The following is a 26,327-nucleotide window of genomic DNA, read 5'->3' on the forward strand; positions in this document are numbered from 1 at the left end:
GTATTTTTGCCTATCATAAATAAAAGGTCAAAATGAAGATAGCGCTTATCGGTTACGGAAAAATGGGGCATGAGATTGAAAAAATTGCCCGCGAAAGAGGTCACGAGATAGTATGCATTATTGATATGAACCAGGAGGAAAAGTTCGGTTCTCCCGAATTCAAAAGTGCAGATGTAGCGATTGAATTTACTTCTCCCGAAAGCGCCTTACAAAACTATAGACAGGCATTTACCGCCGGAGTGCCGGTGGTATCGGGAACAACCGGATGGCTTGCTCACCTCGATGAAATTAAGGAGGCATGTGAGAAAAACGGAAAAACATTTTTCTATGCCTCCAACTTCAGTCTGGGAGTCAATATCTTCTTCGCGTTGAACAATTATCTGGCGGGACTGATGAACAACTACCCCGGTTACGACGTACGTATGGAGGAAACTCATCATATCCATAAACTGGACGCACCAAGCGGCACAGCTATAACCCTGGCAGAAGGTATCCTTACGAATATCGACAGAAAAGAGGGATGGGCTTTGGGTAACGATGCGACAGATGAAGATACACTGCGTATCGATGCTTTTAGGGAAGGAGAAGTGCCTGGCATCCATTCGGTGATTTATGAATCAGATGCCGACTCCATTCGTATCACACACGATGCGAAAAACCGGAAAGGGTTCGCCCTCGGCGCCGTACTCGCAGCGGAATTCACCAAAGGGAAGAAAGGGTTCCTTACAATGGAAGACCTGTTGGATTTCACCCGTTGAAACATCAGGCGTAACGTAAGTGCGAATGTATTCGAAAGATAATTAAAAGAAATAAAATGAGCAATAAACCATCTCAAAATCAACAGGCTAAAAATGCCGCAACGTCTCATTCCAGTTTGGGCATGAGACTTTCAAATGCCTCACGCCGGCAATGGGTGTGGTTTGCCGTATGGCTAGTGGCTACAATACTGTTCTCTGTATGGGCCGGTTCCCTATGGATATTGCTTTTTATCCTGCTATTCTTTGATATTTATGTCACTAAATTCGTACCATGGTCTTTCTGGAAACAGTCAAAGAACAGCACCTTCAGAAAAACCATGGAATGGGTGGATGCCATTCTGTTTGCGTTGATAGCCGTCTATTTCATCAATACCTTCTTCTTTCAGAATTACCAGATACCCACATCATCACTTGAGAAATCATTGCTGGTAGGTGATTTTCTGGCCGTAAGCAAACTGAGCTATGGCCCCCGCGCCCCGATCACACCATTGTCGTTCCCACTGGCCCAGCACACCATGCCGGTAGTCGGTGGAAAATCATATATTGAAAAACCGCAGTGGAAATACAGGCGTTTAAAAGGGTTTGGTGAAGTGAAAAGAAACGATATCGTTGTATTTAACTTCCCTACCGGCGATACTGTCGCCCTTAATCAGCAGGCTACGGATTTTTACCTACTTTCAAGATACAATCCAAACGGTAGTGCCGGCATACGGTCGGACAAGCGTACCTACGGAGAGATTGTCTATCGACCGGTCGACCGGCGCGAAAACTATGTAAAACGGTGTATAGGACTTCCCGGGGAAACCATCGAGATGAAAAACGATTCTGTTTTCATCGACGGTACTCTTTTGCCTAACCCTCGCCTGGCACAACACAACTATATGATACATACTGACGGAACCATCATTGCAACCGATGTATTCAAGGATTTAGGCATTAACAAAGCAGATTATCTCGGACTGAACAACTATGGACAGATGGGCCCCCGCTCGGAAGATCTCGCCGGCGTCGATAGTCTTAGCCTATCTCTATTTGGCCTGCATCCACGCAATGGCAATAACGGAAGAGTCTATTCCAGCATTCCTCTCACCTCCGGGATGATAGAGCAGTTGAAAGCCAAACCTTTTGTCTGGGATATAATCAAAGAGAAGGAACGACCGGGACAGGCTTACTATTATCCACTCAACTATGAGACAGGATGGACACGTGACACTTTCGGCCCGTTGTGGATTCCCAAGAAAGGTGCGACCATCAATTTCGATACTGACACTGATTTCAAGGTAGCCGCATACGAGCGGTGCATCAAGAATTATGAGGGCAATGACTTTGCCTATCGCGACGGTAAAGTATATATCAACGGGCAGGCAGTCGACTCTTATACTTTCAAGTTCGATTATTATTTTATGATGGGAGACAACCGCCATAACTCCGCCGATTCCCGCGTATGGGGATTTGTCCCTGAAGACCATATCGTAGGGCAACCTATTCTTATCTGGCTATCACTGGAAAAAGACAACAACTGGTTCAACGGTAAGATAAGATGGAAAAGATTGTTCCGTAGCGCCAAGATACCGGCATGAAAATAATGTGTTGATGTGGAGATTTGATGATTTATTGATTTATTTGTGATGATACTGCTGTCATCTTTTTACCTGGCGCCGGTCGAGTATTATGCAGCACTTTTTCATGCCGAAAATGTGATTATTGAGATTCAGGACAATTACCGGAAGCAGTCGTATCGTAACCGTTGCATCATTGGCGGAGCAAACGGCCCCCTCTCCCTGAGTATCCCGGTGGAGAAGCCGGAAAAAGGAAAAAGCCGGATGAAGGATATACGTATCGCGGAACACGGCGACTGGCGACATCTGCATTGGAACGCCATTATTTCGGCATATAATTCCACCCCTTTTTTTCAATATTTTGAAGAGGATTTCCGGCCTTTCTATGAAAACAAATTCCGATTCCTGCACGATTTCAACGAGGAACTACGTCAGCTTATCTGTAGTTTTATCGGCATTGAAACACCGTATAGCTATACTTTGGAATATGTGAAAGAACCTCCTCCAAATATAATAGATCTGCGCGAAACCATAGATCCAAAAAAGACCTCCTCTTGCGAAATACCTCAATATTACCAGGTTTTTGCCGAAAAACTGGGATTTACTCCAAATTTGAGTATTATCGATCTGCTTTTCAACCTGGGCAACGAAGCAAGACTTTACCTGATAAATATTCATACCACAAAGCCTTAAAACACAATATTTAACACCACCCTCCTCAATTGAAAAAGAAAATCAATAACTGTAACATTAAAAAATTTAACATTAATAATTTGTACATAATACTTTTTTACTATCTTTGCAGCGTTAAATATAGTGAGAAATATCAATTATAAATCAACATTATTTAATATCAATAAGAGAATATCTAAAAAGACTCAATTTAATGTGCGCATACATTAAAAATAAATCTAAATTAAATTTACATTTAGCAACACATTTGTTGTATGCTAAAGTGTATACATATTTACCCCCCCCCCCCCCCCCCATTAACATTAATTAATACAATAAGATTAATATTGGAGTATATTGCATCTACTCCAATACTGGTTGTGTTCCGATACTTGCGGAATACTATACCTTATTTCTCTAAATATACCTTTTCGTTCATTCATCTGCCTCTTTTATTTAATCAACTTTTTACTCTTTTTTCCAAAAAGATATTTTCAATCCTACTAAATACTCATTCAAATGAGGTCCTGTACAACGTCCAACGTTCTTCAGGATTGTTAAAGTGGTGGCTGATTCCAACATTACAAGACGACCTCACTATTTATCGAAAAGGATATTCAATATTATGGAGAGGAAACGATAACGTTTCGCATACTCTGAATTATTTATTTCTTAACTAAAAATACGAGATATGAAAAGAATTCATTCAGCCTATTTAAGTATAATAATTGCTTTATTATTAAATACGATATCATGCAGTAAAAAGTTTGAAGACTGCAATGAGTCTTTGTATTTGAAAAATAATTCACAATCTTCAATTTATTATGCTACTACACTAAAAGACGGTTTTCTCAACTATGACCCGTCGAATCCGACGTATGCATCAGATTATAAAATAGGCGTCGGCCAAACCCAGAAAGTCCGAATAGGCATCACCCTTTCATGCTGGGAACAAGTAATAGAAAGTGCTGACGGGTACTTGTATATATATATTTACGACGCTGAGACACTGGAATCTGAAGGATGGGATAACACAAAAAATAAACCATTAAAAAAATACAATTTAACGGCTAAAAATCTCTCTCAAATGAAGTGGACAGTCGTTTATCCATAATAATATCATTCCATTTTAAAAACATTATTGCATGAACAGAAAAATCAATCTTAAACAAAATCTGAAAAAGATTTACGTATCAAGCCGAAAACGAGAGCTATGGCTTTCATTGCTTGTGATAACTCTTTCACTTTCTGCTCAGAATGCTGTAGCAAATTCTTCAGGGATTTCAGCAAATAATCTCGAAGTACAACAGCAGAGGAGGGCAATTACCGGTATCGTTTCGGACTCGAATGGAGAACCCTTACCGGGTGTAACTGTGCAAGTGGTAGGTCGGGAAGGTGGTGTAATAACCGATATTGACGGACGATACACTATCAATGCAGCCCCTGAAGAATCATTGAGGTTCAGTTATGTTGGGATGAGACAGGTTACAACAGTAGCGGGTAACCTTACCACCCTTAACATCACTATGCAGGAAGATGCCGAGTTATTGGACGAGGTTACCATTACCGCTTTTGCTACACAAAAAAGAGAGAGCGTAGTTTCTTCCATAGAGACCATTAATCCCAGAGAACTCAGGATTCCTTCGAGTAACCTTACAACTGCTCTGGCGGGACGATTGGCAGGAGTGATTTCCTACCAGCGAAGTGGGGAACCGGGCAATGACAACGCACAATTCTTCGTACGAGGGGTTACCACATTCGGTTACGCCAGCAGCCCGCTCATCCTTTTGGATGGTTTTGAAGTAAGTTCTTCTGATCTGGCACGAGTAGACCCCGATAATATCGAACAATTTGCTGTATTAAAAGATGCTACCGCAGCCGCTTTATACGGATCGAAAGGTGCGAACGGTGTAATTATGGTTACTACTAAAAGAGGGGTAGCCGGAAAACCCAAGATATCGATTCGTGCCGACGGCCGTTTGTCCGCACCCACCCAAGTGCTGGAAACCGTGGATGGTCCTACTTACATGAGACTATACAACGAAGCACAGTTCAACGACAACCCGTTGCTCGAACCCTATTACAGCGCGCAAAAAATACAGAATACCATTGATAATCTGAATGAATACGCCTATCCGAATCTCGACTGGTATGATATCATGTTCAAACCCCATACATTCAACCAGCACTATAACATGAATGTGAGTGGAGGGGGCTCTGTCGTAAAATACTACTTATCCGTATCTTACGATAAGGATACCGGTATTCTGCGGGATAATAAGTTGAATAATTTCAAGAACAATATCGACATCGACCGATTCAATATTCTTGCTAATATAACTATGGACCTTACGTCCACCACTAAGATGGACATCAATATGAATTCCATTTTCGAGAACTTCACAGGCCCGCTCGATAACACGAATGATATCTTCGCCAGTGTGGTAGCCTCGAATCCGGTGGAGTTTCCTAAATATTACCTGCCCGACGAAAAAACTGCCTACGTGAAACATACGCTGTTCGGTTCAGATGCCACCGGTACGATGATCAACCCATATGCACAAATGGTGCGTGGTTATAAAGACGGTTCTCTCGGGCGGATTACCTCACAATTTTCATTGGATCAGAATATGGATGCCGTTTTGGAAGGATTGATGGCAAGAGCCAAAATATCCATTAAGAACGACAACCGGTATGAGAATTACAGGAGTTACGTTCCGTATCTGTATAATATAAAAAGCTATGATGAGTTTAGCGACACTTACGTACTACAAGAGGTACGCAGAGGGACTGATGCCTTAAGTGATCCCACTATCACCCGTGATGGTGAATTCAAAGTATATATGGAAGGCGGACTCACTTACGCCAATACGTTAAACGATTTACATGACGTAAGCGGATTGTTGATCTATACGCAGGAGGAAGCAAAAAACACCGGAATCTATCTACCGCAGGATATGACCATCCAAAGGACGTTACCTCAACGGAACCAAGGATTACGGGCACGTGTTAATTATGGATTCAACTCAAAATATCTTGCTGAACTAAGCTTAACCTACACCGGTTCGGAGAAATTCGACAAATCACACCGCTGGGGGATATTCCCGGCTTTTGGGTTAGGATATATCGTGTCGAACGAACCGTTTTGGTCTCCACTTGAGAATACTATCTCCAATTTTAAATTGAAATATTCCTGGGGAAAAGTAGGTAATGACCAGATTGCCGGAGCTGCAGATCGATTCTTTTTCCTCTCCGACATTTCTACCGGAGCAGGCGGATACCGTTGGGGAAGGGATTTCAACACCAATTATGGAGGATTTAACATCAACCGTTATGCCAATCCCATGATCACATGGGAAATTGCACAAAAACAGAATATAGGTATCGAGGTAGACCTGTTCAAGAACCACGCAGTGAAATTGATCCTGGAATATTTTACAGAAAACCGGAAACAGATCTATCAGGCACGTGCTAATTTGCCTGCAACCATGGGGTTGACCAGTGCCGTACATGGTAACGTGGGAGAGGTGAAGAGCGGCGGATGGGACGGATCTATCGACGTAAATCATTCGTTTAACAAGGATCTCTGGATTCAAGGACGTTTCAATTTCACCTTCGCACAGAATGAATATGTCCAAAACGAAGAACCTGAATATCGCTGGCCCTATTTGAGTGACATCGGGTGGCCCATCAATACATGGAAGGGATACATCGCCGAAAGGTTGTTTATCGATCAGGCCGATGTGAATAATTCGCCTGTACAGGAGTTGGGAAGTGTTCCTCAACCGGGAGACATCAAATACAAAGACATCAATGGCGACGGAAGGGTAAATTCCGACGACCAGGTGCATATTGGTTATCCGACCGTACCTGAGATCACCTACGGATTCGGATTGTCCGGAGGTTATAAGAATTTCGATATCTCCTGCTTCTTCCAGGGACAAGACAGGGTCTCCTTCTTTATCGACCCGAATGCAAGAAGATACGATCCCGACCGATTCGGTATAGCACCTTTCGCCGGACATAGAGGGGCTCTTAAAATTATCGCCGAGGATCACTGGAATCCGAATAACCCGGTATCGCATGCTTTCTGGCCGAGATTGTCCGCCACCATCAACCAGAACAATAGCGTGCAGAATTCAACCTGGTGGCTCCGCAACGGACGTTTTTTACGGTTAAAAACAGTAGAAGTGGGATACACACTACCGAATAAGTGGATCGGATCAGTACCTTTCAGCATGGTTCGCCTCTATTTCACCGGACAGAACCTGCTCTCCATTTCCGATTTCAAACTCTGGGATCCGGAAATGGCAGGAAACGGGCTGGCTTATCCATTGCAGCGCGTGTACAACGTCGGGTTAAACATAACATTTTAATTATTAAAAGAGTAATCATATGAAATCAAAAATAATTGCCATAAGCTTTATTTTAAGCTTATCCGTCATTCTGACGAATTGTAATTATCTGGACATTATCCCGGATAACACGGTACAGGTGGGCAGCTTGTTCGAAAACCGGGATAAGGCGCTCAATGCACTATCCACCTGCTACAGATATATGCCGAATCATGAAAAACTTCACTACTCCATGTCCCTTGCCGGCGATGAATGGGTGGGACGTCTGGATGCCGACCATGGTGAAAACAGGGGATTGCTGAGAGGGATGCAACTGATGCGTGGATGGAACAACTCTAACGATCCCATTTTAAATTACTGGGCAGAGGGTGGAGGAGCTACCGGTCTATATCGAGGCATTCGTGTATGTAATATCTTCTTCGAAAATATAGACAATGTTCCGGACCTGACACCTGCTGAGCGTAACGACTGGGTAGCACAGGTGAAGATACTGAAAGCCTATTACCATTATTACCTGCTCAGGCTATACGGCCCGATTGTTATTGCCGATAAAAATCTGGAACCGTTCTCTTCTGTAGAAGAGGTAAGGCAGGAAAGGCAAACGATAGACTCCTGCTTCAATTACGTGTTGAATCTGATCGATGAAGTATTGTATGACGAGAGTGGAAGCCCGAGATCTGAACTCGCCGTTGAGAGAGAGAGTGCCTATTACGGACAGATAGACCAGATCAATGCCCGCGCCATTAAGGCCCAGGTGCTCCTCACCAGGGCAAGCCCACTGTTTAACGGCAACTCCGAATATTTCAGTAACTTCAGGAATAAAGCGGGAGAAACCTATTTCCCTATGCAATACGATCCTGAGAAATGGAAACAAGCATTGGATGGCATCAAAGAAGCCATTGATTTCGCCGAAACCCGTGGCAAGAAGTTATATACATTCAACGGGCAACCTAAATTTTGGGATGTGGACAACTTTGAAACTTCAGAAATCATACAATATGCTTATAATAAGCGTTTCGCCATTGTCGATTCTTGGAACGACGAATTGATCTGGGGATATTCCGGATTGGATTATGAAGGACAGGGAGGGTTTGCCCACGCTACCAATATGCGCTCTGTAGCCGACCCCACGCAGGCCGGATACGCATGGCAATGGTTGGGTGCCGACTACAGAATGGCTGAACTTTTCTATTCAAAAAATGGAGTACCCATTGAAGAGGATAAAACTTACGAATACGACAACAGACTCCAGATCACTGAAATTCCTGATGACAATTATCATAAGGGATACATGCAGGCCGGTCAGCGAACCATTAAATTACATTTGAACCGGGAACCGAGATTTTATGCATGGATGGTCGTAGACAGAAGTATTTGGCGTACACATGACCTTGCCAACGATGTAAAAATGAGATACAACGAATTCCCGGGAGGTAGAGGTTCTCAACACACAACCGACTTTTACTGGACAGGTATCGGGGTAAAGAAACTGGTGCATCCCGAGTCGGGCACCGGTCACTGGGCACGTGTGGTAAAATACCCCTATCCCATTATCCGATTATCGGATCTGTATTTAATGTATGCCGAAGCATATAACGAGTATCACGGACCGGGAGCACCTGCATACGATTACCTAAACAAAGTGCGGGCCACAAGCGGACTGAAACCGATAGAACAAGTATGGAGTGATGCCAATATAGTAAGGACGCCAGACAAACACCTCACGAAAGAAGGGCTGCGCGATATCATTCAACGGGAACGCCTGATCGAGCTATCCTTCGAAGGGCATCGTTATTTTGATATTTTGCGCTGGAAACAGGCAGACAGGTACTTTTTATCGCCTGTCAGAGGATGGAACACTACAGGTGTGGATCCGGAACAATTCTACGTGCTAACAACATTACAACCACGCAGATGGCAGACACCCCGCGACTACCTGATGCCCATACCCATTTCAGACTTAAATAGAAATCCGAATTTAGTGCAAAATCCGGGATGGTAATCTATTAAAATATAAACAATTATGAGACGAATATATTATTTTTACACTTCTATCTTATTATTTGCAGCGGTTTTTATCATGAACAGCTGCCAGGACACTGCGGTGGGAGACACTACTCCCCCGGGGCAGGTTACAAACGTGATTTTCACGCCGCAATACGGTGGAGGTTACTTCACTTACACCATTCCATCCGATGCAGATTTTCTCTATACCCGGGCAGAATACATCATTGACACCGGGGCGAAAATATCCAAAACCAGCAGCGTCTATTCCGATACACTATTTATCGACGGGTTCGGACAAGAAAAGGAGTACGATGTACAAATTTTTTCGATTGACAGAAATAATAACCAATCCTCACCCGTCACTATGAAAGTGGTACCGTTAGAACCTACCACACTGGCAGTATTGGAAACCGTTCAGGTACAGCCCGGATTTTCCTCATTGGTGGTTGACTGGGAAAACGATCAGAAAAAGAACATAACCATTTACGTAAATGTAAAAGTCGGGGAAACGGAAGCCACCAAAATTTATGCTTCCAATCTTGAGAAAGATCGTTTTATGATTGATAATCTGAAAGGAGAACCACATACGGTAAATGTATATATCAGAGATACTTATGAGAATCAGACGGAAGTGAGGAATTTTGGGGAAATCACTCCTCTTATGGATGGAGCGATCTCGAAAAAACAGTGGTCTTTCCTTCGTGATCAGTTATTGTATGGTAACCGGTGGGATTATAACAGCAGTCCTAATCCTTTTGAACAGAAACCGTTTGAGGAATATGCAGGCACCTATCGCAAAGACAGCATGATGAATGCACCCATGTCTCATGTAGAAGGCCGTATTGAGAAATTCTGGGATAATGAGTATGATTATGAGCCTAAACTCAACCTCAATTATTTCAATACAGGGCAAGTCAGCTACCCGTTTTCCTATTTCATAGACTTGGGACGTGAAGTAAAAGGAAGCCGTTTTAAAATATGGCAACGCGATGCGTGGGGTATGTTATACGGCGGAGAGAATGTGGAGATATGGGAGATATGGATCAGTGACGATAAAGATCCGACTGACGGTGTCTTTGACGGATGGGAATATGTGGGAAGATACCGGATTACCCAGCCCTCGAATGTAATTGAAGCAAGAAACGAAGCCCGTAACGGACATGAGTACATGTTTTATCCTGATAATCCACGTTTTACCAAATCTTTCCGTTATCTGCGGTATAAAGGTATCAAGGCTTTTGGAGGTGGAAATTCGGGATGTACTTCCGAAATCACCATTTTCGGTACGGAAGCTGACGGATCCATTATCGAAGATCCTGAAACATTGACAGGTGTTTTAGAAGGATGGGAATAAATCAACGGTACATTAATTTTCAAATTAATAATACAGATGAAAAAAATAAAATCAATAATAACATTAAGTATTCTCATTGCTTTCGTGGGGAACTACGGATGCGACAGTATGGAGGATAATTTTAAGCAATATCTCGAAGAATATAACTATTCCGGCAAGATCGACAGTTTGCGCGTTTATCCCGGTTATGAGAGAGTAATATTGGCATGGGATAATCCAAAAGATCAAAAATCAAAATCGATCAGGGTTGTATATGGTAGCGACAGCACTGTTATATCGTTTGACACGTTGGTAGATTCTATCAGTATTGAAGGATTAACTGCGGGGACCGGTTACGAGTTCATTGTCTACACAATGGATGCTCATAACAACCTGTCTGTGCCGACCTATATTACTGCTTTCCCTATTTCACAAGCCTTTGTCGAAAGTTTAACACCGCCAATGGTGGTTGTCCAGACAATCGGTCCCGATCAATACATGTCGATCATGGGAACCTCAAACGTGTTGATGAATTTCTCGGGTCATGTTGAATATACGGTTACCGGACCGGATGATTTCTCTTTATCAGACGAAATCTACTTACCTGAGTTGGCAGGGAAGCCTCAAGTTGATATTCCTGTCGCCGACCTTATATCTTTACCGTTTCTACCTATAGGGGATTATACATTTAATATTAAAGTCTCTGTATGGCCTCTTCAGGGCAATCTGGTTTCTGTTGACGAAGTATGGCTTTCCAACACTCAGACAATTACGGTAGAACCGGTAAAAATCAATCTGATGACAATTCCCGGAACCGTATCCGACCAGCATAACACCGGAGGCGGCGAAGGTATCCAGATGCTGGTCGATGGCAATCCTAACACCAAATACCTGTGCGGAACCCAGCTCACATGGATGATGTGGAAGATGGACCGTGAATTTATTGCCAACACGTATGAACTCACATCGGCAAATGATGCCGACAACCGAGATCCGAAAGACTGGGTACTGGAAGGTTCAAATGACGGAAGCAACTGGACTGTACTCGATCAACAATCCGATATCAAGTTTACAACACGTTTCCAGAAGAAGACATTCCCGTTATCCAATGTGACCCCCTACTCTCATTACAGGTTAAGGGTTACCGCAAATAACGGATCCAGTATATTCCAATTAGCAGAATGGACACTGTTCTACGATACCAATGAATGAAGGGGTAGAGTAAAAACAGACTAAGAGTAGGAGAAAAAAAGTAGTTTTCTCCTACTTTTTTTTCAGGGTACATTTTTGATACCGGTATTAGAAAATCAATTCCTTCATCCGTTCCTGCTTTATTTCAATTCATCACTATTTTTTTCTATTTTTGTAGCCGGAAAAAACAGGGTTTTACTTTCGGTAGGATATATCAGGAAATGAACACCTTCGGAACTTGAATAAAAAATTATGATGCATCACAAGACAAGGGTACGCTTTGCGCCCAGCCCCACAGGACCGCTGCATATCGGCGGGGTACGTACGGCACTATACAATTATCTCTTTGCCAAACAACAGGGCGGAGATTTTATCCTGCGAATTGAAGATACTGACTCCTCCCGGTTTGTGCCGGGTGCGGAAGAGTATATCCAGGAAACATTCGACTGGTTGGGTCTTCCCTTTGACGAAAGCCCACTGAAAGGAGGAAGCTACGGACCCTATAAACAGTCTCAACGAAAAGATATCTACAAACAATATGTCAATGCTCTGCTCGATAAAGGAGCAGCCTATATCGCGTTCGACACACCGGAAGAGCTGGAAACCCAAAGGGCGGAGATTGCCAATTTTCAGTATGACGCTTCTACCAGGGATAGGATGCGTAACTCGCTTACCCTCCCGGAAGAAGAAACAGAATCTTTGATAAAATCAGGCACACAATATGTTGTCCGCATCAAAATAGACCCTGATCAGGAGATTATCGTCGATGATATGATCCGCGGTAAGGTAGTTGTCAACTCCTCGGTACTTGACGACAAGGTGATCTATAAATCGGCCGATGAACTGCCCACCTATCACCTGGCCAATGTGGTGGACGACCATCTGATGGAAATAACCCATGTGATCCGTGGTGAGGAGTGGCTTCCCTCGGCTCCTTTGCATGTATGGTTGTACCGAAGCCTGGGCTGGGAAGAAGGTATGCCGCAATTCGCCCACCTCCCGCTCCTGCTCAAACCGGAAGGAAACGGCAAACTGAGCAAACGTGATGGAGACCGCCTTGGTTTCCCCGTTTTTCCATTGCAATGGACAGACCCGAAGACAGGTGAAGTATCGTCGGGATATCGCGAAAGCGGCTATCTACCGGAAGCAGTCATTAATTTTCTCGCTTTTTTAGGATGGAACCCGGGTACGGAACAGGAGATATTCTCCCTCGATGAACTGGTACAGGCATTTTCTTTCGACAGATGCAGTAAGAGCGGAGCCAAATTCGACGTGGAAAAAGCCAAATGGTATAACCACCAATATATCCTCAAAATGTCCGACCCTGATCTGGCAAAACTGTTTATACCTGTTCTATATGAAAAAGGGATCTCCACACCCGCAGAAAAAGTGGAAAAAGCAGTCGGATTGGTAAAAGAGCGTGTACATTTTATCAGTGAGCTGTGGGATCAATCATCCTTTTTCTTTGTCGCCCCCACGGCCTACGATGAAAAAACGGTAAATAAACGCTGGAAAGAAGAGACTCCTGCGCAGATGAAACAATTAGCAGCATTGCTTGAAGGAACAGACGACTTCTCTGCAAAAAACCAGGAGAAAACTGTAATGGATTGGATCCAACAGAACCAATTACATACCGGAAACGTTATGAATGCATTCCGGTTGGCCATCGTAGGTGCCGGAAAGGGACCGCATATGTTCGACATTACCGAAGTGATCGGTAAAGAGGAAACACTCCACCGTTTGGAACAGGCAATATCTACTCTGCCGTAGAGATAAATTTAATTCTGTATAACAGCAATGGATATCGATTTTGTGATTACCTGGGTTGATATGGACGATCCAAAATGGAAAGCCGATTTCACCAAATATTCGGGTAAAATCGACAACTCGAAGAATGAGGTTTCGGAAGCCCGTTTCCGTGACTATGGCTTTCTGAAATATTGGTTCAGAGGGATAGAGAAATTTGCGCCATGGGTGAGGAAAATACATTTCGTCACCTGTGGTCAGAAACCGGAATGGCTCAATGCCGATCATCCCAAATTGGCACTGGTAAATCACAATGATTACATCCCCGCAAAATACTTACCCGTATTCAACTCCTCGCTCATAGAAATATATCTTCATAAAATCCCGGATCTGGCAGATCGTTTTGTTTACTTCAATGACGATTTTTTCATCATCGACCATATCGGAGAGGGCCGTTTTTATACCAATGGGTTACCCAATGATATTGCCGCATTCCGCTACAATTCAGGAATGGGACTATGGTCGAAATGCCTGAAGAACAATATCAGGATTATCAACGAAAGGTTTGATAAACATGAAGTGCTGCAACGCGATCATGATAAATGGTTCCATCCTTCTTACGGAAAGAAAGCCAATCTGACGCGATTACTGAAACCTTACGGAAAGTTTGTGACGCTTATTACTCCACATAATGCCCAGCCCTACCTCAAATCGACTTTTGAAGAGGTCTGGGAATACGCCGGAGACAAATTGACCGCGGTATCGACTAACCGCTTTCGCAGTCCCGAGGATTACACCCAGGAGTTATTCCGTACCTGGCAGATCTGCCGTTCAAACTTTGAACCTTACAACACCTACAAGAATACAAAGATGTTCCCGCTCGTACTTCGGTCGAAGAAGGCTATAAAAGCCATCTACGATCAGAGTTACAAGTTGATCTGCCTCAATGACAATGCCCATATAAGGAACTATACACAGGTTATGCAGGAGATAGAAAAAGCTTTTGAATTTATCCTGCCGGAAAAATCCCGGTTTGAGTTATAGTCATATCCACACTCTGTGCTATGGAGAAAGAACCATTAATTTCTGTTATTATCCCTGTCTATAACGGGGAGAAGTATATAAGGCCATGTATAGAAAACATACTTAACCAATCGTATAAGAATCTGGAGATTATTGTCGTAAACGACGGTTCCTCCGATCAGTCCGGAATTATCGCACAAGAGTATCCGATACAAGTAATCCATCTTGGGCAGAATCGGGGCTTGTCGACAGCCAGAAATGTCGGTATAGACACAGCTAAAGGGCTATATATTCATTTCATGGATGTGGATGACTCTATTAATCCCGATTATTACAGGGAAATGGCGAAAGCTGTTAAGAAAACCGATGCCGATATAGCCTGCGGTGGCATGTGGAATGAAAGATTCAGTTATAAATCGCAACGCTTCAGAAAAACCAAAGTATATACTTCGACACACGATAAACTCAAAGCTACTTATGTCGGAAAATGGGGATATGTATGGCGATACCTTTTCAAAGTTGATTTTCTAAAAAAGCAGAATTTGAGATTTGAGGAAGGACGTCTTGTGGAGGACCTTATATTCTCTTTTCATGCAGTATACTATGCCGATAAATTAGTAGTCGTGCCCAATACTATCTATTTCTATTATAATTGGGAAAATTCCATATCAACAATCCGGGAGAAAGCACATCGTGAAAAATATCGTCGGGATTGGCTTCATGCAAGATCCTATATTCTCAATTTTGCTGATGAACACAATTTTAAAATACCCGGAATTAACTCGGACAAGATCTCTTATATCTGGAGAAAATATATATCACGGCATTTTTGACAGGCCCCTTCCTGAAAAAGATTCACCTCACCACCCTTACTCTTTTTACGCTCATCACGGGCAATGGGTTTCCATAAGTCATCTAAAATATCTCCGCTTTAGTTGCATACATATCGGATCCGGATGCAAAAGTAGAGGTGGCAAGAACTACTTTTCGAAAGAGGATTTCTCCGGGAATAACGCCTCCAGAAAAGGTTTTATTCTTTCACGGTCTATGTCTTTAGTGCGTTGGCTATCATTTAAACAAAACAGGTCCGGTTGGTATTTATTTATCCGGTCGGCATATTTGTGTTTATGAACAAGTATGCGATTAGATTCTTTCCGTCCCACATATTTCATATCTCCTTTACCTACAGCCAATGAGTAATACAAGAAAGCGGAACGGTGCATATCTCCATACATCCTGGTATGACTCGATAATGACTTCTTCACCTGACTTTCAAAAACATGCTCTACAACATATCTGTAATCAGATTTCACGTAAGCATCCACATTGTGATGCGGAATACCGGAATAATACTTCCCAAAATTCTGTTCAACAAGTGAAGCGCCTTCCACCACCATCGAGATATATTGTCCCAACCTTTTGCGAATAAGTTTTTTTAAGCGGTAATGCCATTTCCCAAAAAACTTCTTCTTCAGCCGGACAATAGGAAAACCCTCTTTATTGAAGAAATAATCCGGGGAAAGTGCTTTGTTAAAGAACATGTCATCGTTTGCAAACAGGAAATGTTCAGCAAGATCGGGTATTTTGTAGAGGAAATACTCGATGACACTTGAATTGAAACAAGGCAATGCCTCTTCGGGAAGTATCTCGGTGTGGTCAACGATACGAATTTTGGGATGATCTCCCTGTAACCACTCCGGACATTGATTATCTGTGACGATATAAATTCGCCGGATCCATGGAACATATTTTTCTACAGACCTCAATGAATATTTCAGTTCATCGTTATTGACATATCTCCCCTTATTATTCTCTTCCGAACGATCTGCCAATTTTCCTGTAAACTTTTCTTTTTTCTTTAACCACTTAGGATCATCCCCATCTACCCAGAGATATACCAAGTCAATATCAAATGGTTGCATAACTTTATATTTGCGGCACACTCATACCGATAGCATCAAATCACAAATGTAGCTTTTTTTAATCCAACTACAAATCTATACTATTAACTTAAGCTACAAATTAAAGAGAGGAATATAGTTTTTGATATTCCTTAAAATGCTTTTCATACGAAAAGGAATGGGCATATTCTTTTTGTCTCTGTACCAAATCCTTGTCCTGATAAAATCCTTCCAGGTTTTCATCGATTAACCGTTTCATTTCTTGCGGATCGAAGTTTTTCCAAAAATAGGCGAATTTCCCTCCTATTTCTTTCAGGCTGGTTTCTCGGGATGAAAAAACAGGTTTGCCAAATTGCATGGCCTCTATGACAGGAAGTCCGAAACCTTCGAATAACGAAGGGAACAAAAAAGCTTTACAATTCGCATAAAGCCAAACCTTTTCTTCTTCAGGAATCGTTCCCAAAAGAGTAACATTCTGAATCCCTTCTGTCTCAATTTGTTGTTTTATCATTTTGCCATATTCTTCCAGACTGCTATCGCCGGCTATATAAAGATGCCTGTCCGGCATTAGTTTCATCATGTCGAGCAATACGTGGAAGTTCTTTTTCTTCATGACCGTCCCTATGGTAAAGAAAAAATGTCCTTTTATTTCTCTATTGGGTTTCAAAGCAGGTTTCCGAACGATATTTTCAACACCATTATAAATGACTTTGCATCTCTTGCCATTCAATACCAGATTTTTCTCCACTTCCTGTTTGGTGAATTCCGAGATGCAAACAATTTCATCAGCCCGGTTGATTTTACGCTGCAATCGCCGGTGTTTCCTTTCCCGCTGCTCACCGGTGGCTTCATAGAGATAGTTCAGGTCATGAATCGTAAGTATGAATTTCGTCCGGGAATAAGCAGGTTTAAATCTGCTTAACTGATGGGTAGCATGCCATATATCGAATGAAGGAAACAGATAACGGCAATGTCTCAAAAGCCAACTCGAAGAACTGATATAGTGTACTTCACGTCCAAACTTGCCGAACATCTTTCTGGGCATAAGAAGCGTCAATATATACCCGGACTCATTTCTTTTATAATTCTCCTTGAAATAGTTCCCATAAGCTAATGCAACCTGCTTTAACCCACAGTAGGTGTTGCTCAACTCCGACAAATCGACCAAAACCTTCGTCTGTTTTCTCTTGTTTCTTCTCCACATATCTTACGCCCCCACATAGTCAATTGCATCGTCAAATTTTTCAATGATGCGTTCCCATCGATAATTTTTTTCGGCGTACTGCATGCCATTTCGTGCAATAACCTGCTTGTCGTTATCGGAAAGATTCAGTATCTTATCAACCTGTACGCTAAAATCTTTCACGTCATAATAGAGGAACCCTGCCTGGCTCTTCTCTATGTGTCGCTTCAACACATCGCAATAACCATTCGCTAAAACCGGTTTACCAAAGGACATTGCTTCCAGGGTAACCATCGACAGGCTTTCGTGTCGTGAAGGGATAATTAAACCCGCACAATGCTGAAGGTATAACAGTTTTTCCTCCTCTCCGATAAATCCGGTAAAAATAATATTATCATCCTTCACAAAGGTTTTCAGATGGTTCTTCCCAATCATTACCAGTTTTATATTTCTATGTTGCGATCTATTCATCATAGAAAAATAGTTCATCAATTCCAAACACCCTTTACCAACATCTATACGCCCGATATACACAAAATAAGGAAAACCGATTGGGGGTTCACTGTTTTCATCCAATACCGGCAAATCAAAACCGACACCTGCAAGGTCAGACCTGATTGTTCGCGTAACGGGATGAGCTGATTCAAGCAGGAGCCTCTCACTTTCTGTGTTATACATGATGAATCCCGGTAGAGAGAACATCTTTTCGAAGCCTGAAAGATAAAGCATCGGCTCGTCATGCGCCAATGGGATAAGAATACTATTGCCAGATGTGTGTTGCAACCCGAAATAAGTAGGATAGAACGGGTAATTAAAATAAATAAATGCCTTATACTGATTCTTCTCCTGTTCCAGATATGTTATCATTCCTTTACAAACAGGACCATGATTCACAATCCAACGATCAAAGACCCTGCCATGATTTTTTTTTCTTCTGTACCATATACGCCTAATAGAAAGGGTGATGAAATTATTTATCGTATATCCTCTATGGTAATACTTCCAGTTTCCACGGAGATAGCGTCCTAACCGTCGGGTCTTTTTACGGTTTGCACCTTCATCTTTAAACCGCAATACCCGTACACCATTTATCATCTCCTCACCTGCAGGATAATAATTATCCCATGCAGGATAAGCCAAAGAGCAAGAGGTCAGGACATCCACGTCATACTTCTCTTTCAAACGCTCTGCCAGCAACCGTGCATGCACTTCTGCCCCTCCGTTGATCTCTCTACCATATCGCTGTACGATTATTGCTATTTTATCCATAAATTGTTTATTCTTTTTGTAAGCGAGCATTTGATACTTACAGTGGCAACCAATATCAAGAGATCATATTATTATACTTGTCTTTGACTTCTTTAAAAACCTCAAGATATTTCAAGCCAAATTTTAAATCAGGTTCCATATAATTACCTTCACCCCATTCATTCCAGGATTTAATAAAACAAATACGTTCACCATCCTTGTTTTTTAACACTGAAAAAACATTTTCCAGATGCTCTTTGAATAGTCCAGGGGTGCAATCCTTCAGTAAATTTCCTGCATACTTACTTCTTGGTGTATGATCCCAGTTCGGGATAATAGTCGGGAAGACATCCTTATCACGATCTTCCTCGGTGATAAAGGTTCTCATAGCTTTCTTATATTTAATAATATGAGGGCCATAAATCAAAGAGCTATATTTTTTCAAAATCTTATTCTTAAGGTCTCTTCTATAGAACAAATCAAATAGCCTCAATGAATTAAATGCAGAAAAGCCTTTATTTATCATTTCACCTTTGCTCCCCCGGGGATTGCCGTATTGTCCTATAAAAAAAATACCATTTAAACCATTTTCAATAGCCAACGATTGCCATTTTTTTATAAAATTCTCGATCCCGGGAAAATCCAGAGGTTTATAGATCATAAAAGCAGGCTTCCCTTCTATCTGTATATAACGGGGATCTTTGAATGCATCTAAAAGGGCAAAGAAATGTCTTTCATAGTCCTGTTCATCTCCGTATTTTTGCTCAATAAGTGTCTTTTTAGAATAAACGCCATCATAACTCCAGAATTTGGAGTGCCAACTTTCATTTGCCCAACAAAGCATAAAGGGAAAGAGGGGACTCCCTGAATTCAGCACTTCATTAAAAGGCATTTCTAATAACTGTTTCCCTTCGCCAAACCAGTAATGGTAATAGCAAAACCCATCGACACCATGCTCTTTCGCCAATTCTGCCTGGGCCATACGTACTTCGGGCAAACGCAAATCATAATATCCAAGATCGGCAGGAACCTTGGGTTGGTCATGGCCTCTAAACAAAGGCTTTGCCTTACCCACATTTGTCCATTCGGTAAAGCCTTTTCCCCACCACTCATTATTCTCCGGTATCGGGTGATATTGAGGGAGATAGAAAGCTATCGCCCTTATGGCGTTTCCATTATTATCCATCATTTCTTTTTTAATTAAACGAAAATAAAATCAAAATAATCTTTTTGATCATAATAGTGCAATGAGTCTTTCGGTCTCTTCTTTTGCCCTCGAAACCGGAAGATCGCATACATATTCCGGATATTGTATTACACGAAAGTCTTTACTCTCAGAAATCCCTGAATAGGGCATATACTTATCAAAAGTAGCATATTTTCCCAATAAAATAAGGCTGGGCTTTGCCAAAGCATTGGCAAAATGAGCCATACTGCTGTCTATCCCAATGAAAAGGAAACAATTCTTCACAATGAATGCTATATCCTGAAATGTCAGTTTACCACATAACGATGTAACACAGTTTTTCCCGGATAAAACCGGCGTCAACCCCATTTCAATGAAAATATAATCGGGAAAGGAAGCGATCAGTTGATTCCACTTGTGTATATCCCAATTACGAGAAACATCATTTGATTGGGCATGTACCACAATATATCTATCCGGCAAAGAATAATTGAAAGAGAGGGTGTTCCTGGCTAAAAAAAGTCGAGGCCTACTATTTAACCGGGGCAACTTACCTACCATGCAAAAAGTTTCCAATAAGCAGCCATAATTGTAATAATTATCAAAACCAATATCTTTCTGCGACGACTTGTTCTTTAAATAAAAACGGGAACACTTTCTGCCATCGAAATGTAGATTATAGAGATTCGGCAAGTGGGTAAATTTGTCAAGATATACCCATTCGGAGAGACAACTCAGATCTACAATTTCATCCACATTATTAAACATGGTCAGAAGATCGTGATATTTTCTTTGTACCAGCCAGACAACTTTATGTTGATATGTTTTCTTCAGCCAATAAGAAACCGGTTCACAGGCAACAATATCACCTATATGTTCAGTTAGGACGATGATAGAGACATTCCCTTGTTCTTTTCGAATATAATTTTTTAAAAATCGCCTGATCTTCAGAACCCGTGGGATCAGGATGATAGAGTAGATTCTTTTGCGCCTTTCCCGTGCCCTCATCTAATTTCTTCAATTTAATTTATCAATGATGGAAGTGGTGGAAAATCCTTCCACAAGAGGGATGATAACAACCTCTCCGGCAAATTCTTTTCCAACAACATCATCAACGGCATAATCGCCTCCTTTTACCAACACATCGGGGCTGATCGTTTTTATCAATTCCAGAGGCGTATCGTCTGCATAAGCCACTACGTAGTCCACGCACTCCAATGCACTTAATACGATCATTCGGGAGAGCTCATCATTCACAGGCCGGGAGGATCCTTTTAACCTTTTAACTGAATCATCAGAATTTACTCCGACAATTAATACATCTCCCAACGCTTTTGCTTGCTGCAGACAAGAGATATGCCCCTGATGTAGTATATCAAAACAGCCATTGGTAAATACAATTTTAGCTTGAGTATCCTTTAGCCTCTTTACTATTTGCGTCACATCATCGGCCAATATAATTTTTTTATTATCCTTTCTTTTCCTGATATCGCCTTCCAGTTCCCAGTACAGGATCGGGGCTGTTCCTATCTTGCCCACCACGATCCCGGCAGCTTTATTCGACAGTGTGACAGCATCATGTAGCGAAAAGTCCGCTGCCAAAGCTGCCGCTAGGGTAGCAACAACAGTATCTCCGGCTCCGGAAACATCAAATACTTCCTTTGCAACCGTAGGTATGTGTACTGACATCTCTCGACCTATAAAAGACATTCCCTTTTCAGATCGGGTCACTAATAATGATTGTATATTGTATTTATTTAGAATGAACCGACCTGTCATACTAATGGGGTGATCCCTATTTTCAACTTCTTTCCCGTAAATTTCAGACAGTTCTTTTAGGTTTGGAGTCACAATGGTGGCATTCTCATATTTATGCCAATCAACTCCTTTGGGGTCTATTATGACAGGCTTATGATATTGAGTGGATAGTTTAATGGCATTTTTACATACCGATTCATTGCATACACCCTTCCCATAATCCGAAACGACTACGACATCCACTTCCGGAATGTGTTTTTCCATTGCCTGGATCAATAACATTTCTTCGTGGCGGGATAAAAAGTGGAATTCTTTTTCAAAATCAAGCCGCGCTATTTGCTGGTTATTCCCGAGAATCCTGATTTTTGTAGTAGTAGTTTCCAATGTCGGAAATAAAACACATTCGGCTTTTATATCGTCAAACATTCTCTTAATCAATATCCCGTTTTCATCGTTTCCGGTGAGTCCCAAAACAACAGGATTACACTCGATACCGATCAGATTGCGTGCAACATTGGCTGCACCTCCTAACACAGAATAGGTATTATTTATTCTGACAACCGGTACCGGAGCTTCGGGTGATATCCGTTTGACGTCACCCACATAATACTTATCAATCAGGATATCTCCGATGATCAGGATTCTTTTACCTCGAATTGTTTCAAGTTTCATTAAGACTGTCTTAATAATAAATTCGCCCAGTATAGCAATGAATTATCTTTCGTTACTAAAAAAGAGGGTACTCCTGCACCTTCACCGCATTCCAAATCCGACAATTTGTCTCCAAACAGATAAGAAGCTTCCACATCGACATGATATTTTTTTATCGCTTCAAGCACCATAAAAGGAGAAGGTTTACGACAAATGCAGTTATCTTCAGGAGCGTGTGTGCAGATAAAAAACTCTTCTATATGTATATTGTATTTTCCCAATTCGGCCTCTAATGCATTGTTAAACATTATTGCATCGGTTAATGAATAAAGGCCCCTGCCAATTCCTGATTGATTTGTAATCACTATCAACTTGAAACCATTCTTCTGGAATAATTGCAGAGCCTCTCCGACGCCTGGCAACAGTTCCAGGTCGGATAATTTATATACATAGCCGCGATCAACATTTATCGTTCCGTCTCTATCTAAAAAAACAGCCTTCTGAGTCATCTGAAATTTATGGTTCTTGTCTATAGAGTTCGTCCAGTAAATGATCTACTATTCCACATATAATATGGCCCAACATTATATGAATCTCCTGGACTCTTGCAGATTCATAAGAATCAATTAAAAGAAGGTTATCACTTACATCCTTACACTTACCTCCAGTCCTGCCTAAAAAGCCGATCGTCTTCATCTCCATATCCTTCGCCTTAAGCATGGCCTTATATACATTCTCAGAGTTACCACTCGTAGAAATCCCAATCAATATATCTCCCTTTATACCTAAAGCTTCAACCTGTCTGGAAAATATTTCATCAAAACTATAATCATTCCCTATGGAGGTAAGTATGGAACTATCGGTCGTAAGTGCAATAGCAGATAACCCCTTTCGTTCCTTTAGGAATCTACCGACTAACTCGGCTGCAATATGCTGGGCATCTGCCGCACTACCGCCATTTCCACATATAAGGATCTTATTGCCGGAACATATTGCACGAACAGCCAATTCTCCTACTTTTCCTATTTCGGCCAGCATTACACTGTTATTCAATAGTTTCTGCTTTAATTTTATTCCATTCTCTATTGACTCAATAATATATTTGTCCATACAAAACAAATTAGTCATGAAATGCAAATTTACGCATATTAATTCATTTTTCATCAGAGGAAGTGATCTCCTTTCTCTCAGACTTGACAGGCACCATAGCTATTGCCTGGGTTGTAGCTATTCTATCATTAACTTCCAATGTTTTCAACTACTAATATATAAAGTCAAGTTCAAACATCCTTCTTGAGAATCTTGTAATATACTATTTTCAATTTCAGCAGCTCGAAAATTCTATATCTTTAAATCTAATTATCTTCATACCTATCATAAAAAAGCACAATAATAATCCGCAAAGATATGCAAACAAAACAAAAAAAATAACGCAACGCGACACAAGAAAACAAAAGCAAAAGGGCACGTCACTACAAAGTCTTAATTATTAACTATATTTCTATTAATAAACTCTATAAATTTGCACGATATCACTAAATAAGCATCCATAAATTTTTCCTTAATAACTTAAAGTTTACTTATATTTCAATAAGAGATTGCAAGAAAGGAAAAATCATACAATATTTTTCATACCTTCGTTTCATATATGCCAAATAACTGATTGCTTTGCAATATAGATTTACAAAACCAACCACATTATTAAACATATACAATCTTCAAATACAAACAATTACTAATAAAAAAATTAAAATTTTATGAAAAAAATCTTTTTCTTTTAAGTGTTTTTTTATTTCTGTCTTTCATATCATGTAAGGAAGACAATTTAGTTGAAGACATAAATGGTGACACACTCATTAATGAATCTATTCCGCTGAGAAGCCTTGGCGACGGGCAATTTGACGTACTGGGACATGGATATGACATAACAGGGAAATATTTGGACGGATCCTCAACTAGGGCTTTGGTAATAGATGTTACATCTTTAAATAATCAAAACTTAATAACTTTCGGGAACTTTAACGAAACGACATTCTCTCATAGTTCAGGAACAGATATCGTAAAATTTAGTAATGACATGTCAGCGGAAATAGGATTAAGTTCCCCCGCATTTTCAGGAAGTCTTAATTTTAATTTCAAGAGTAGTTATAAGTTCGATTCAAAAAAATCATACGCATTTTATAGTCTCGAATATTTGAAAAAAAGATATGTAATTAGTGCATCCACACAAGATATAAAAGCTAATTTAACCACTAACTTTAAAAATCATCTAAACTCCATGAGCCCCACCCAAATTGTAGAGGTATATGGGACTCACATTCTGAAAAGCGTCTATGTAGGTGCAAGATTAGAAGCATATCTAGAAACAGAAGCTACAACTTCAGAGAAAGAAGAAGCTGTAAATGCTAAGTTAGCATATACATACAAACAACTTTTTAAGACAGATGTAAATTATTCTTATAATGAGTCTTTAGTGAATAAGACGCGGAATTCTAAGTTTTTTTATAAAACTGTAGGAGGAACATTTGAATTAGAGTCGGGAGAATTCATGGATGTAGATGGAACTAATATTAAATCTCCCAAATTAGATATGGTAAAATGGTCTCAGTCAATACAGAATGATACCCCCAGATTTATAAAGGTTGAACCAAATACACTTATACCAATATATGAACTAATAGATAATCCCTCCAAGAGGTCTGCTGTTGAAAGTTACGTAAAAAAATACATTGATGATGCCAAGCCTGAATCTGTGAATAATTATAGCCCCAGCGGTGGTGTAAGAAATATACCTTTGACCCTAAGCGAAAATCAAGGATGTGGAGTAGCAATTGCGGATATAAACAGAAATGGAATACCAGATCTTATCCTAATGGCCGTGGATAATCCTGCTAAGGATAATTATTATTACTATAAAATATTATTTGATATTGATGAATTTGGCAATTCGAACAGATATTCCGCTGAGATGAGATTAGGGAAAGTAGATAGCTATGAAAATCAAGGAGGATCTATTGCTGTTACAGATTTAAATAATAATGGAATATCTGATATTATTTTTGCTGCAGCAGATTATCCTAAAAATATAGCAAATCCTCTCTTTTATAAGGTTGCTTTTGATGTTGATTTAACCGGAAAACCAAAATACATTTCTGGGGGAAAATCACTTCCAGCTATGGGACACGACTATCAGGGCGTGGGAATAGATGTATATGATTTTAATAAGAATGGAAAACCAGATGTCATTTATATGGCATATGACAATCCTAAAGGAAGAAATACATTTAGGTATAGAATTGCTTATGATTTCGATGCCGACGGAATACCAAAAGGAGGAGTATCAGGGCAATACGATATAGATGGTATTGGAAATGAAGGGCAAGGTGCTGGTGTTGCGGTGGCCGATATAAATGGTAATGGAATCCCGGATATCCTATTTACAGCTTTAGACAATCCTAATGGTGAAAATAAATTCCAATACAAAATATTGTGGGATGTGAATAGTGCAGGCTATTCATATATTTCTCCAACCCACGTGGCACCAACATTTACTGGTATGAATATAGGACATGAGCACCAAGGTGGAGATTGTGCTATTTATGACATCAATAATGACGGAAAACTTGATATAGTATTCACAGCAATAGACAATCCTAAAGGTACAAATGCATGGGTATATATGACAGGTTTTGGTTTCACCAATTCTGGACTTATCCAATATTGGAGATAATCTTACTGCAAATAAAAATCTATATT

20 protein-coding genes are annotated in these 26,327 nt (G+C 40.8%); 12 read left to right on the forward strand and 8 right to left on the reverse strand.

Going from position 1 to position 26,327, the window contains the following annotated elements; translation table 11 throughout:
- Window positions 1-32 precede the first annotated feature (32 nt).
- The 11 genes from dapB (at window position 33) to F597_RS0101765 (ending at window position 15,477) form a co-directional block, all read left to right on the forward strand.
- Complete coding sequence (dapB, locus tag F597_RS0101705; protein WP_019537979.1) at window positions 33-758, forward strand: 4-hydroxy-tetrahydrodipicolinate reductase; 726 nt, start codon at window positions 33-35, stop codon at window positions 756-758.
- 122 nt (window positions 759-880) lie between these two features.
- On the forward strand, window positions 881-2,338 hold the full coding sequence (gene lepB, locus F597_RS0101710) for a signal peptidase I (protein ID WP_019537980.1): 1,458 nt from the start codon (window positions 881-883) through the stop codon (window positions 2,336-2,338).
- Between the two features lie 48 nt (window positions 2,339-2,386).
- Window positions 2,387-3,010: a WbqC family protein gene (locus F597_RS0101715; protein ID WP_019537981.1), complete on the forward strand. Its 624-nt coding sequence runs from the start codon at window positions 2,387-2,389 to the stop codon at window positions 3,008-3,010.
- A gap of 670 nt (window positions 3,011-3,680) precedes the next feature.
- The gene (locus F597_RS0101725) at window positions 3,681-4,103 is read left to right on the forward strand and encodes a hypothetical protein (RefSeq protein WP_019537983.1); all 423 of its coding nucleotides are present in this window, start codon (window positions 3,681-3,683) and stop codon (window positions 4,101-4,103) included.
- 31 nt (window positions 4,104-4,134) lie between these two features.
- A complete protein-coding gene (locus F597_RS0101730) occupies window positions 4,135-7,365 on the forward strand; it encodes a SusC/RagA family TonB-linked outer membrane protein (RefSeq protein WP_019537984.1) in 3,231 nt (1,076 codons plus the stop codon).
- A 19-nt stretch (window positions 7,366-7,384) separates the two neighbouring features.
- Window positions 7,385-9,346 carry a RagB/SusD family nutrient uptake outer membrane protein gene (locus tag F597_RS0101735; RefSeq protein ID WP_019537985.1) on the forward strand — a complete coding sequence of 654 codons (1,962 nt, stop codon included), beginning with the start codon at window positions 7,385-7,387 and terminating at the stop codon, window positions 9,344-9,346.
- Window positions 9,347-9,367: 21 nt separating this feature from the next.
- Window positions 9,368-10,705 carry a DUF4959 domain-containing protein gene (locus tag F597_RS0101740; protein ID WP_019537986.1) on the forward strand — a complete coding sequence of 446 codons (1,338 nt, stop codon included), beginning with the start codon at window positions 9,368-9,370 and terminating at the stop codon, window positions 10,703-10,705.
- 36 nt (window positions 10,706-10,741) lie between these two features.
- Window positions 10,742-11,896: a DUF4998 domain-containing protein gene (locus F597_RS0101745; RefSeq protein WP_019537987.1), complete on the forward strand. Its 1,155-nt coding sequence runs from the start codon at window positions 10,742-10,744 to the stop codon at window positions 11,894-11,896.
- 231 nt (window positions 11,897-12,127) lie between these two features.
- Window positions 12,128-13,645 (forward strand): glutamate--tRNA ligase, encoded by a 1,518-nt coding sequence (gene gltX, locus F597_RS0101755; protein WP_019537989.1) that lies wholly within the window; start codon window positions 12,128-12,130, stop codon window positions 13,643-13,645.
- A 27-nt stretch (window positions 13,646-13,672) separates the two neighbouring features.
- A complete protein-coding gene (locus tag F597_RS0101760) occupies window positions 13,673-14,665 on the forward strand; it encodes a Stealth CR1 domain-containing protein (RefSeq protein ID WP_019537990.1) in 993 nt (330 codons plus the stop codon).
- A gap of 20 nt (window positions 14,666-14,685) precedes the next feature.
- Entirely contained in the window at window positions 14,686-15,477 is a 792-nt protein-coding gene (locus F597_RS0101765; protein WP_019537991.1) for a glycosyltransferase family 2 protein, read from the forward strand.
- 147 nt (window positions 15,478-15,624) lie between these two features.
- On the opposite strand, the gene F597_RS0101770 is transcribed toward F597_RS0101765, so the two are convergent.
- The 8 genes from F597_RS0101770 to gmhA form a co-directional block, all read right to left on the reverse strand.
- Window positions 15,625-16,566 (reverse strand): Stealth CR1 domain-containing protein, encoded by a 942-nt coding sequence (locus tag F597_RS0101770; RefSeq protein WP_019537992.1) that lies wholly within the window; start codon window positions 16,564-16,566, stop codon window positions 15,625-15,627.
- Between the two features lie 100 nt (window positions 16,567-16,666).
- A complete protein-coding gene (locus tag F597_RS0101775) occupies window positions 16,667-17,749 on the reverse strand; it encodes a glycosyltransferase family 4 protein (protein ID WP_044059918.1) in 1,083 nt (360 codons plus the stop codon).
- Between the two features lie 3 nt (window positions 17,750-17,752).
- Complete coding sequence (locus tag F597_RS0101780) at window positions 17,753-18,997, reverse strand: glycosyltransferase family 4 protein (protein ID WP_019537994.1); 1,245 nt, start codon at window positions 18,995-18,997, stop codon at window positions 17,753-17,755.
- 55 nt (window positions 18,998-19,052) lie between these two features.
- Window positions 19,053-20,165, reverse strand: a complete 1,113-nt coding sequence (locus F597_RS0101785; protein ID WP_019537995.1) for a glycoside hydrolase family 99-like domain-containing protein — start codon at window positions 20,163-20,165, stop codon at window positions 19,053-19,055.
- A gap of 45 nt (window positions 20,166-20,210) precedes the next feature.
- The gene (locus F597_RS0101790) at window positions 20,211-21,170 is read right to left on the reverse strand and encodes a glycosyltransferase family 9 protein (protein ID WP_019537996.1); all 960 of its coding nucleotides are present in this window, start codon (window positions 21,168-21,170) and stop codon (window positions 20,211-20,213) included.
- 9 nt (window positions 21,171-21,179) lie between these two features.
- On the reverse strand, window positions 21,180-22,592 hold the full coding sequence (gene hldE / locus F597_RS0101795) for a bifunctional D-glycero-beta-D-manno-heptose-7-phosphate kinase/D-glycero-beta-D-manno-heptose 1-phosphate adenylyltransferase HldE (RefSeq protein ID WP_019537997.1): 1,413 nt from the start codon (window positions 22,590-22,592) through the stop codon (window positions 21,180-21,182).
- On the reverse strand, window positions 22,592-23,080 hold the full coding sequence (locus F597_RS0101800) for a D-glycero-alpha-D-manno-heptose-1,7-bisphosphate 7-phosphatase (RefSeq protein WP_019537998.1): 489 nt from the start codon (window positions 23,078-23,080) through the stop codon (window positions 22,592-22,594). The genes hldE and F597_RS0101800 overlap by 1 nt, the downstream gene beginning before the upstream one ends.
- 7 nt (window positions 23,081-23,087) lie before the next feature.
- Complete coding sequence (gene gmhA / locus F597_RS0101805; protein ID WP_026327015.1) at window positions 23,088-23,681, reverse strand: D-sedoheptulose 7-phosphate isomerase; 594 nt, start codon at window positions 23,679-23,681, stop codon at window positions 23,088-23,090.
- Window positions 23,682-24,648: 967 nt separating this feature from the next.
- Between gmhA and F597_RS19930 the strand changes: the two genes are divergently transcribed.
- Complete coding sequence (locus F597_RS19930) at window positions 24,649-26,301, forward strand: MAC/perforin domain-containing protein (RefSeq protein WP_169337960.1); 1,653 nt, start codon at window positions 24,649-24,651, stop codon at window positions 26,299-26,301.
- The last annotated feature ends 26 nt before the right edge of the window (window positions 26,302-26,327 follow it).

It is taken from the genome of Proteiniphilum acetatigenes DSM 18083 (assembly GCF_000380985.1).
Lineage (GTDB): Bacteria > Bacteroidota > Bacteroidia > Bacteroidales > Dysgonomonadaceae > Proteiniphilum > Proteiniphilum acetatigenes.